An 11,206-nucleotide genomic window follows, 5' to 3' on the forward strand; every position below is an offset into this window, starting at 1 on the left:
GCTATGGGCGTATCCAAAGGGGCGCCATGCGAATTGTCATCATCGACGACAGCGGATTGAGAGCGACGGTCCTGGAAGAAGGGCTGCGTGAGGCGGGCTATGACGATATTCATATCGTCCCGCCCCGCGGCGCCTTCGTTGCCCGGCTGGAGCGGATGGCGCCCGATGTGGTGCTGATGGATCTGGGCAGCCCCAGTCGCGACACGCTGGAGGAGATGCTGACGGTCAGCCGCGCGCTTGCCCGGCCGATCGCGATGTTCGTCGATCAGTCCGACGATGCAATGATCGGCGCGGCGATCGATGCCGGCGTGTCGGCCTATGTCGTCGACGGCCTGCGCAAGGAGCGGGTGAAGCCGGTGCTGGAATTGGCGGTGCGACGTTTCAATGCCTTTGCCCGCATGCAGTCGGAACTGGACGAGGCGCGCACCGCGCTGGCCGACCGCAAGATCATCGACCGGGCGAAATCGATCCTGATGAACCAGCGCAGCCTGTCCGAGCAGGATGCCTATGCGCTGCTGCGGTCGAGCGCGATGAACCAGGGCAAGAAGATCGTGGATGTGGCGCAGGCGCTGATTACCGCCAGCGACCTGCTGGGAGGGGGCATATGAGCGAATTGCTGCGGATAGCCTTTCTGCCGCTGACGGACGTGGCCGTGCTGGCGGTCGCGCGCGAACGGGGTTTTGCCGAGGAAGAGGGGATCGCGCTCGATCTGGTGCGGACCACCAGCTGGGCGACGCTGCGCGACCGGCTGGTCTATGGCCAGGTGCAGGGCGCGCAGATGCTGGCGCCGCTGGCCGTGGCGGTCACGCTGGGCCTCAGCCAGCAGCCCGCCGCACTGGCCGCGCCCTACAAGCTCAACGTCAACGGCAATATGCTGGTGATGGCACCGGACTTCGCCAGGGCACTGGAGCCGGACATCGCCCGGCGGCTTGCCGACCCGCTGGGCACTGCCCATGATTTTGCCGCCGCGATCGGCCTGTGGCGGCGCAAGCCGGTGATCGGTGTCGTCCATCGCTTTTCCAGCCATGCGATCATGTTGCGCTATTGGCTGGCGAGCGCGGGCATCGATCCCGATCGGGATGTCGTGCTGCGCGTGCTGCCGCCCTCGCTGACGGTCGAGGCGATGCGGGCGGGTGAAATTGACGGCTTCATCGCCGGCGAACCTTGGGGCAGCGCGGCGATCGAGGCCGGGCTCGCCGAAACCGTCGCGATCGGCGAACGCATTTGGCAGCGGGGGGTGGAGAAGGTTCTGGCCTTTCGGCAGGACTGGCTGGAGGCGAACCCGGAAACGGTCGATCGCCTGTTGCGCGCGCTCGCCCGGTCGGCCGCCTGGTGCGACGATCCGGCGCATCATGAGGCACTCGCCGATCTCCTGTCCGACCCGCGCTATGTCGACCAGCCCGCCGACCTGATCCTGCGTGCGCTGTCGGGGCGGATCGTGGCGCGCCTCGGCGACGCGCCGATCGCCAATCCCGATTTCATGCTGTTCGCGCGCGAAGCGACCGCCTTCCCCTGGCGCAGCCAGGCGCTGTGGATCTATTCGCAGCTGGTCCGCTGGGGCATGGTGGCCCATGATGCGGAAACAGCGGCGCGGGCCGCCGCCGTCTTCCGGCCGGATATTTTCCGCCGGGCGCTGGCCGATAGCGGCCTGCCGATGCCGGGGGCTAGTATGAAACTGGAAGGGGCGCTCACGACCCCGATGCCGGTCGGCGCCCATCGCGGCGACCTGACGCTTGGCCCGGATCGCTTTTTCGACGGGCGAATCTTCGACCCCGAACGGATTGAGGATTTCCTGCGGGATTCTGCGCCCCTCCGTTGAAATGAAGGGCGAATTTGTGCCTTGCAACATAACGCATTCTACGGGATAAGATAAAGGATCGCGCGACGAGGCGCGTCCAGACGAATGCGCCGTCCCAAGGGTGGGATCGCCATTCCATCCATTTTTCGCAGCAAAGCCGCTGACCGGACCACGCCATGAGTGCGCGCGTCCGGCCTGCGGCTTTTTTCGTTTCCAATTCCATTGGTTGGGGGACGCATCATGGCTACTGCTTATTGGGACCGCGAAGGGGAGGCCGCATCGGCCCCCGCCACGACAAGCTTCTGGAAGGCCGGCCACGCGCCGACCCTGATTGCCGCCTTTCTCTATTTCGACCTGGCCTTCATGGTCTGGGTCTTGCTGGGGCCGCTGGCGCCGATGATCGCCAAGACGCTGGCGCTGACGCCCGCGGAAAAGGGGCTGATGGTGGCGACACCGACACTCGCCGGCGCGCTGCTTCGCGTCGTCAACGGCCTGCTGGTCGATCGCATCGGCCCGAAGCGCTCCGGCGCGATCAGCCAGATCATCGTCATCGCCGGCCTGTTCCTGGCCTGGCTGATGGGCGTCAACAGTTTTGGCGGTACATTGGTGCTGGGCGTGATCCTGGGCTTTGCCGGCGCCAGCTTCGCGATCGCGCTGCCGCTCGCCAGCCGCTGGTATCCGCCCGAGCATCAGGGCAAGGCGATGGGCCTTGCCGGCATGGGCAATTCGGGCACGGTGCTGGCCTCGCTGTTCGCGCCGATGCTGGCCAAGGCATTTGGCTGGAATGCGGTGCTCGGTCTTGCCTGCATCCCGCTGTCGATCGTTTTCGTCGCCTATATGATCATGGCCAAGGACGCGCCCAACGCGCCGCCGGCCAAGCGGCTGGTTGATTATTTCGAGCCGCTCAAGACGGCGGACGCCTGGTGGCTGATGGCCTTCTATGCCGTCACCTTCGGTGGCTTCGTCGGGCTGGCGGCATCACTGCCCATCTATTTCACCGACCAGTTTGGGCTGACCCCGATCATCGCGGGCTATTGCACCGCAGCCTGCGTCTTCGCCGGGTCGCTGGTGCGGCCGATGGGCGGCGCGCTGGCGGATCGGATCGGCGGCGTGAAGGCGTTGATGATCGTCTATGTCGTCGCGGCGCTGGCGCTCGCCGGGGTGTCGCAGGCGACGACATTGGCCAGTGCGCTGGCCCTGTTCGTCCTTGCCATGCTGGCGCTGGGCACCGGCAATGGCTCGGTCTTCCAACTGGTGCCGCAGCGTTTCCAGGCGGAAATCGGCGTGATGACCGGCCTAGTCGGCATGGCGGGCGGCATTGGTGGCTTCTACCTCGCCAGTTCGCTGGGCCTGGCCAAGCAACTGACCGGCAGCTTCGCGCCCGGCTTCCTGATCTTCGCCGGTCTTGCCGTGATGGCCCTGCTGGGCGTGGCGCTGGTCAAGGCGAAGTGGCGCGCCAACTGGACCAGCGGGGCCCGCATCTGAGTTGGAGAGGAGGGCGGCGGCCTCTTTTGAGGACTGCCGCCCCGAGCCACGCTCTTTCCGTCCGAGGGGGGACGATCATCCATGAAATATCTTCTCGTAACGACGGCCGGGCTGGCCGTCGCCGGGCCTGCTTGCGCCCAGCAGATCGACCTGAAACCCGTCGCCGAGGCGCGGCTGCGCTACGAACATGCCGACCAGCATGGCCTGGCGCAGCAGGCCGATGCGCTCACTGTACGGGCCCGCGCCGGCCTGACGGCCAGCAGCGGCGCGCTGTCGGCGACATTGGTGGGGCAGGGGACATTGGCGGTGATCGACCGCTATTTCGACGGCTTCGACAATGCAGCGATCAAGCCGCTGGTGGCCGATCCGCAGAATGTCGCCCTCTATATCGCCCAGTTGCAATATCGGACCAAGTCACTGACCCTGACCGGCGGGCGGCAGAAGATCGTGCTGGATGATGAGCGCTTCGTCGGCAATGTCGCCTTTCGCGACAATGGCCAGACCTTCGACGCGGTCCGCGCCGAACTGACGCCGGCCAAGGGGCTGAAACTGGACGTCTCCTATGCCTGGAGCGTCCGAACCATCTGGGGCTTTCAGGGCAAGGGCGCGCGTCAGCAGGCAGTGAGCGGCGACAATATCCTCGCCAATCTCTCCTATGCCACGCCGCTGGGCACGCTCAGCGGCTTTGCCTATCTGGTTGATCAGGATGAGGCGGCGGTGCAGGCCTATCGCCTGTCGAGCCAGACCTATGGCGTGCGCCTGGCGGGCAGCCAGCCGCTCTCCAAGTCTGCCAAGATCGCCTATCAGCTCAGCTATGCCCGCCAGTCGGACTATCATCGCAATCCCAACGACTATGCCGCCGATTACTGGCTGGCCGACGCCACGCTCGACCTGGATGGCTGGAAGCTCAATGCCGGCTATGAGGTGCTGGGCGCCAGTCATGGCACGGCGCTCACCAGCTTCCAGACGCCGCTTGGCACCAATTTCAAGTTCCAGGGCTGGGCCGACAAGTTCCTGACCACGCCCGCCAACGGCATGCGCGACCTCTATGTCGGCACCGGCTATGGCTGGAAGCAGGTGGGGCCGCTGTCGGGCGTCGCACTGGCCGCGACCTGGCACCGGTTCGAGAGCGACCGGCTCGACCAGCATTATGGCAATGAGTGGGATATCATCGCATCTGCGAAGCTGCGCAGGACCGCCCTGTCGGTGCGCTACGCCCATTATGATGCGCGGGCGATGGCGACCGATACCGACAAATTATGGCTTCAGGCCGACTGGAGCATCTGATTGAAAAGCCATGAGAGGAATCGCTTGAGCGTTCGGGCGATTCCCCATATGCTGCACTGCAAGGGACAAGGATGTCCCGCTTCACATCGCTGCGACGGTTCAGGGTAGGACTGGCAAGGCACTAGATGATGGCAAAGCCGCCATCCAGACTCTCGGGTTTCAATCCCCGAGGGTCTGGATGGCGGCTTTTTTCTTTTCTGGAGTAACGGGGATGGACTTTCAGGACGGGATCGACCCGGTCACGCAGGATGAGGACACTGTCCTGCCGCCCGTGGGGCAAGCACGGGAACATCTGGTCGTCATCGGCAACGGCATGGCCGGCTGCCGCGCGGTCGAGGAATTGCTGGCGCGCGATGCGGGGCGCTATCGCGTCACCATCTTCGGCGCCGAACCCTATGTGAACTATAACCGGATCATGCTTTCGCCGGTGCTGGCGGGCGAAAAGACGTTCGAGCAGATCGTCATCAACGACGCCGCCTGGTATGCCGACAATGGCATCGAACTGATCGCCGGGGATCCGGTAAAGGCCATCGACCGGGCCTCGAAGACCGTCTCCAGCCAGTCGGGCCGCACCATCGGCTATGACAAGCTGCTGATCGCGACCGGTTCCGATCCGTTCATCATCCCGGTGCCCGGCAAGGATCTGCCCGGCGTCATCAGCTTCCGTGACATGAAGGATGTCGACACCATGCTCGCCGCTGCTGCGGATGGCGGCAGCGCGGTGGTGATCGGCGGCGGCCTGCTCGGCCTGGAAGCCGCCCATGGCCTGACCCTGCGCGGCATGAAGGTGACCGTCATCCACCTGATGGACACGCTGATGGAGCGGCAACTGGACGAGGCGGCCGGCTGGCTGCTCAAGACCGCGCTCGAAGGACGCGGCCAGACCATCCTGACCGGCGCCAACACCGAAGCCATTTATGGCGACGGCAAGGTCGAGGGCGTTCGCCTGAAGGACGGCCGCGAGATCCCGGCCAGCCTGGTGGTGATGGCGGTCGGCATCCGCCCCGCGACCGCGCTGGCCCGCGACGCCGGCCTGGCCGTCAATCGCGGCATCCAGGTCGACGATCATATGGTCACCAGCGATCCCGACGTGCTGGCGGTCGGCGAATGCGTCGAACATGACGGTAATGTCTATGGCCTGGTCGCGCCGCTGTGGGACATGTGCCGGAGTCTCGCCGATGGCCTGACCGACCAGCATTCGGGCTATAAGGGCTCGGTCACTTCGACCAAGCTCAAGGTCGCGGGGCTGGACGTCTTTTCCGCCGGTGACTTTTCCGGCGGCGAGGGGTGTGAGGATATCGTCCTGCGCGACGCCTCGCGCGGCGTCTACAAGCGGGTCATCGTCAAGGACGACAAGCTGATCGGCGCGGTCCTCTATGGCGATACCGTCGATGGCGGCTGGTATTTCGACCTCCTCAAGCGCGAGGAAAATGTCGCCGACATGCGCGACATGCTGATCTTCGGCCAGGCCTTCGCCTCGGGAGGGGGCGCGCTGGACCCTAAGGCGGCCGTTGCGGCGCTCTCGGACGAAGCCGAGATTTGCGGCTGCAACGGCGTAGCCAAGGGCCAGGTCGTCTCGTGCATCGCCAAGGGCGCGCACAGCCTGGATGCGGTCCGCGCCACCTGCAAGGCGTCGGCCAGTTGCGGCAGTTGCACCGGCCTCGTTGAAACCCTGCTGGCGCTGACGCTGGGCGACGATGTCCAGTCGGGGCCGAAGACGATGTGCAAATGCACCAGCTTCACCCATGATGATGTCCGTCGCGAGATCGTGGCGCAGGACATGCGCTCGATCCCCGAAGTCATGCAGAAATTGAACTGGTCGACGCCGGAGGGTTGTTCCTCCTGCCGGCCCGCGCTCAACTATTATCTGCTCTGCGCGCTGCCGGGTGAGTATCAGGACGACCAGCGCAGCCGGTTCGTCAACGAACGCATGCACGCCAATATCCAGAAGGACGGCACCTATTCGGTCGTGCCGCGCATGTGGGGCGGCCTGACCAACCCCAGGGAACTGCGCGCGATCGCCGATGTGGTCGAAAAATATAACGCCCCGATGGTCAAGGTGACCGGCGGCCAGCGGCTGGATATCTTCGGCATCAGGAAGGAAGACCTGCCCGCCGTCTGGGCCGATCTCAATGCTGCGGGCATGGTGTCGGGCCATGCCTATGGCAAGTCGCTGCGCACGGTGAAGACCTGCGTGGGGTCGGAATGGTGCCGCTTCGGCACCCAGGATTCGACCGGTCTTGGCGTCAAGCTGGAACATATGACCTGGGGGTCATGGATGCCCCACAAGTTCAAGATCGCGGCATCGGGTTGCCCCCGCAATTGCGCGGAGGCGACGATCAAGGATTTCGGCGTGGTCTGTGTCGACAGTGGTTATGAACTGCATGTCGGCGGCAATGGCGGCATTCATGTCCGGGCCACCGACCTGCTCTGCAAGGTCGCGACCGAGCAGGAGGCGCTCGATTATTGCGCCGCCTTCATCCAGCTCTACCGCGAGGAAGCCCGCTATCTGGAGCGCACCGCGCCCTGGATCGAGCGCGTCGGCGTCGATTATGTGAAAAGCCGCATCGTCGCGGATGATGTCGGCCGCGAAGCGCTGCGCGCGCGCTTCCTCTTCTCCCAGCAGTTCATGCAGGATGATCCCTGGGCGCGTCGCGCCGCCGGCGAGGACGCCGAACTGCACCAGCATCTGGCCGAAGTCCGCCCCATGGAGACGCTCGCATGATCCCGAACACCCAAGTCGGCACCTGGCTGGACATTGGCCCCGTCGATCAGATCTCGCCCGGCAATGCCCGCACCCTGCCGGTGCGCGGCGGCGAGGAAATCGCCATCTTCCACACGCAGGACAACCAGTTCTACGCGCTGGTCAACAAGTGCCCGCACAAGCAGGGACCGCTGAGCCAAGGCATCGTCCATGGATCGGTCGTTGCCTGCCCGCTGCACAATTGGAACATCTCGCTCAAGACCGGCAAGGCACTGGGCAGCGATGAAGGCTGCGTCCCCACCATTCCGCTCAAGGTCGAGGCGGGCCGCATCTTCCTGCTGCGCGAGGCGGTCATTCCCGTGCCCAGCGCGGCAAAGGCGGCCTGATGGCGCAGGCGATCCGCACCACCTGCGCCTATTGCGGCGTCGGCTGCGGCATCGCCGCCACGCCGACCGGGCCGCGCTCGGTCATCATCAAGGGGGACGAGGCGCATCCGGCCAACGGCGGGCGCCTCTGTTCCAAGGGCACCCATCTGGGCGAGACGGTGGGCCTGACCGGCCGGCTGCTCCATCCGATGATCGGCAAGCGCCGCGCCAGTTGGGACAAGGCGCTTGATCTGGTCGCGAAGAAATTTCGCGAGACGATCGAGCGTCATGGCCCGGACAGCGTGGCCTTCTATGTCTCGGGCCAGTTGCTGACCGAGGATTATTATGTCGCCAACAAGCTGATGAAGGGCTTCATCGGGTCGGCGAACATCGACACCAACAGCCGCCTGTGCATGTCGAGCGCGGTCGCTGGCCATAATCGCGCCTTTGGCGAGGATGTGGTGCCGGCCAGCTATGATGATCTGGAACAGGCCGACCTCATCATCCTCGTCGGCTCCAACACCGCCTGGTGCCACCCGATCGTCTATCAGCGCATTCAGGCCGCCCGCGCCGCGCGCGGCACGAAGCTGGTCGTGATCGACCCGCGCCGCACCGAAACCTGCGAGGGCGCGGACCTTCATCTGCCGATCCGGCCCGGCAGCGACGTCGCGCTGATGACCGGGCTGCTCGCCTGGTGCGATGCGCAGGGCGTGACCGATCCGGCCTATCTGGCCGATCATGTGAACGCGCCCGACGGATTCTGGGATCATGTCCGCACCGGCCATGACCTGTGGACGACGGCCCAGGCCTGCGACATCGACCCGGCGCTGCTGAAGGCCTTTTTCGAGCTGTTCGCCGCGACCCCGCGCACCGTCACCCTGTTCAGCCAGGGCATCAACCAGTCGATCCGCGGCACCGATCAGGTCAATGCGATCATCAATGTCCACCTCGCCACGGGGCGCATCGGCAAGCCGGGCGCGGCGCCCTTCTCCATCACCGGCCAGCCCAACGCCATGGGCGGGCGCGAGGTCGGTGGTCTCGCCTCGACGCTCGCCGCGCATATGGACTTCGCGCCGGAAAATGTCGCCCGCGTCGGCCGCTTCTGGGCCGCGCCGCAGATGGCGAGCAAGCCGGGGCTGAAGGCGGTCGACCTGTTTCGCGCCATCGACGAAGGCCGGATCAAGGCCCTCTGGATCATGGCGACCAATCCCGCCGTCTCGCTGCCCGATGCCGGCCGGGTGCGCGACGCGCTGGAGGCGATCCCCTTCCTGGTCGTGTCGGACATCATCGCCGACACCGACAGTAGTACCCACGCCCATGTCCGCCTGCCGGCCGCCGGCTGGGGCGAAAAGGACGGCACGGTCACCAATTCGGATCGCACCATCAGCCGCCAGCGCCCGTTCATGGCATTGCCCGGCGAGGCCCGGCCCGACTGGTGGATCATCACCCAGGTCGCCCGCCGCATGGGCTGGAAAAACGCCTTCGCCTATGATCGGCCGGCTGACATCTGGCGCGAACATGCGCGCCTGACCGCTTATCAGAATGAGGGGCAGAGGCTGCTCAACCTGCGGGCGCAGGCGGCGATCGGTAACGACGCCTATGACGCGATGGACAGTTTCCGCTGGGGCGGGGTGCCCTTTGCCGACGGACATTTTCCGACCCCGGACGGCAAGGCGCGGCTGGTGCTCACGAAGCAGATGGATTTGCAGGGGCCGCTGCGCGACTGGCCGCTGACGCTCAACACCGGTCGCTATCGCGATCAATGGCACACGATGACCCGCACGGGTCTGGCGCCCAAGCTGGCGCGTCATCGCGAGGAGCCGCTGGTCGAAATCCACCCGCAGGATGCCGATGTGCTGGGCCTGGCCGATCGCGATCTGGCGCGGGTGTCGACCGCGCAGGGCAACAGCATCTTCCGCGTCAGCATCAGCGACGGGCAGCGGCCGGGCGAAATCTTCACCCCGATCCACTGGACCGACCAGATATCGAGCGGCGGGCGTACCGGCCTGCTACCGCGTCCGCTGGTCGATCCGCATTCCGGCCAGCCCGGCTTCAAGTCGACCCCGGCCGCGGTCGAGAAGATCTCGACCCAATGGCAGGGCTTCCTGATCCTGCGCGGGCAGGAGCCAGTGAATCTGCCCTGCCTCTGGGCAACGCGGGTCGCGGTGCCGGGCGGGGCGCTCTATGAACTGGCCGGCAATGGCGATGCCGCCCGACTGGAAGCCTGCCTGCCCAGGGGCGAGCGGGTCGAGGCGATCGATCATGTGCGCGGCAGTCGCCGGGTCGCGATCATCCAGGACGGCCGGCTGGCCGGCGTCCTGTTCGTCACCCGCACCGGCCTGTTGCCCTCGCGCGACTGGCTGATCGGCCAGTTGGCGGCCGACGATGTCGGCGCAACCGTGCTGGCCGCCCGCGGGCCGGGCAGCCAGCCGGACAAGGGCGCCACCATCTGCGTCTGTTTCGATATCGGCCTCAACCAGATCGTCGCAGCGATCCGCGATCAGAAACTGGTCGACGTGCCTGCGATCGGCAAGGCGCTGGGCGCCGGCACCAATTGCGGTTCCTGCCGCCCCGCCATCGCCAATATCCTGGCCCAGACATCTCAGGAGACATTGCATGCAGCCGAATGACCTCATCGCGCCGGGCGACGTCTGGCTGGTCGGTGCCGGGCCGGGCGATCCCGACCTGCTGACGCGCAAGGCCGAAAGGCTGATCTGCGCGGCGGACATCATCTTCCACGACGCGCTGGTCGGGCCGGGCATATTGGACCTCATTCCCGATCATGCCGAACGGGTCAGCGTCGGCAAGCGGTCGGGACGCCATTCGAAGGACCAGCAGACGATCGACGAGATGCTGGTGGAGGCGGCGCTGGCGGGCAAGCGGGTGGTTCGGCTGAAGGGCGGCGATCCGGCGATGTTCGCCCGTTCGACCGAGGAAATGACGGCGCTGCGCGCGGTCGGCGTTCGCGTTCGGATCTGCCCCGGCATCACCGCGGCCAGCGCCGTCGCGGCGTCGGCGGGCATTTCCCTGTCGCTGCGCGGCATTGCGCGCCGGGTCCAGTTCGTGACGGCGCACAGCCGCCGGGGTCAGGCGCTGGATCTGGATTGGGATGCCCTGGCCGATCCGGCCTGCACCCTGGCCGTCTATATGGGACGCGAGGCCGCTCAGGAACTCAGTCGCGCGCTGATCGCTGCGGGCTTGCCGGGCGCGACCCCGGCGCTCATCACCTGCGATGCGTCGCTGCCGCAGGAACAGCAGTTGCGTACGCGCCTTGATCTCCTGCCGCTGGTGACGCAGGCTTTTGCCGATGATCGTCCGACCCTGATCCTTATCGGCAAGGCGGTGGCTCAGGCCGACATGGCCATGGCTGGCGCAACGGACGATGTCCGCCGATCGATGGCATCGCGCTGAAGCAGTAACAGCGACGCCGTATATCTAACTGATAATATTGGAAAGTGTTCGGGGAGACAGGATCCCTGACCGAACATCGCGCATATCTAAGTAACTGATTTCACGTCAGTGAACGGCCTGCTCTATCAAGCAGGTGTACACCGATGGGTACAATGA

The 11,206-nt window shown here is 65.7% G+C and carries 8 protein-coding genes; all 8 read left to right on the top strand.

Annotated features, from left to right (window positions below; all coding sequences use genetic code 11):
• Positions 1-26 precede the first annotated feature (26 nt).
• The 8 genes from U0025_RS07910 (at position 27) to cobA (ending at position 11,050) form a co-directional block, all read left to right on the top strand.
• Positions 27-608 carry an ANTAR domain-containing response regulator gene (locus tag U0025_RS07910; RefSeq protein ID WP_004212504.1) on the top strand — a complete coding sequence of 194 codons (582 nt, stop codon included), beginning with the start codon at positions 27-29 and terminating at the stop codon, positions 606-608.
• Positions 605-1,819 (top strand): CmpA/NrtA family ABC transporter substrate-binding protein, encoded by a 1,215-nt coding sequence (locus U0025_RS07915; RefSeq protein ID WP_004212507.1) that lies wholly within the window; start codon positions 605-607, stop codon positions 1,817-1,819. The genes U0025_RS07910 and U0025_RS07915 overlap by 4 nt, the downstream gene beginning before the upstream one ends.
• 219 nt (positions 1,820-2,038) lie before the next feature.
• The gene (locus tag U0025_RS07920) at positions 2,039-3,283 is read left to right on the top strand and encodes a nitrate/nitrite transporter (protein WP_004212508.1); all 1,245 of its coding nucleotides are present in this window, start codon (positions 2,039-2,041) and stop codon (positions 3,281-3,283) included.
• Between the two features lie 81 nt (positions 3,284-3,364).
• Positions 3,365-4,570: a hypothetical protein gene (locus tag U0025_RS07925; RefSeq protein WP_004212510.1), complete on the top strand. Its 1,206-nt coding sequence runs from the start codon at positions 3,365-3,367 to the stop codon at positions 4,568-4,570.
• 211 nt (positions 4,571-4,781) lie between these two features.
• The gene (gene nirB / locus U0025_RS07930; RefSeq protein ID WP_004212512.1) at positions 4,782-7,295 is read left to right on the top strand and encodes a nitrite reductase large subunit NirB; all 2,514 of its coding nucleotides are present in this window, start codon (positions 4,782-4,784) and stop codon (positions 7,293-7,295) included.
• Positions 7,292-7,660, top strand: a complete 369-nt coding sequence (gene nirD, locus U0025_RS07935) for a nitrite reductase small subunit NirD (RefSeq protein WP_004212514.1) — start codon at positions 7,292-7,294, stop codon at positions 7,658-7,660. Before nirB ends, nirD begins: the two co-directional genes overlap by 4 nt.
• The gene (locus tag U0025_RS07940) at positions 7,660-10,269 is read left to right on the top strand and encodes a nitrate reductase (protein ID WP_004212516.1); all 2,610 of its coding nucleotides are present in this window, start codon (positions 7,660-7,662) and stop codon (positions 10,267-10,269) included. Before nirD ends, U0025_RS07940 begins: the two co-directional genes overlap by 1 nt.
• On the top strand, positions 10,256-11,050 hold the full coding sequence (gene cobA / locus U0025_RS07945) for a uroporphyrinogen-III C-methyltransferase (protein WP_004212517.1): 795 nt from the start codon (positions 10,256-10,258) through the stop codon (positions 11,048-11,050). The genes U0025_RS07940 and cobA overlap by 14 nt, the downstream gene beginning before the upstream one ends.
• Positions 11,051-11,206: the final 156 nt, after the last annotated feature.

It is taken from the genome of Sphingobium yanoikuyae (genome assembly GCF_034424525.1).
In the GTDB taxonomy this organism is placed as follows: Bacteria; Pseudomonadota; Alphaproteobacteria; order Sphingomonadales; family Sphingomonadaceae; genus Sphingobium; species Sphingobium yanoikuyae.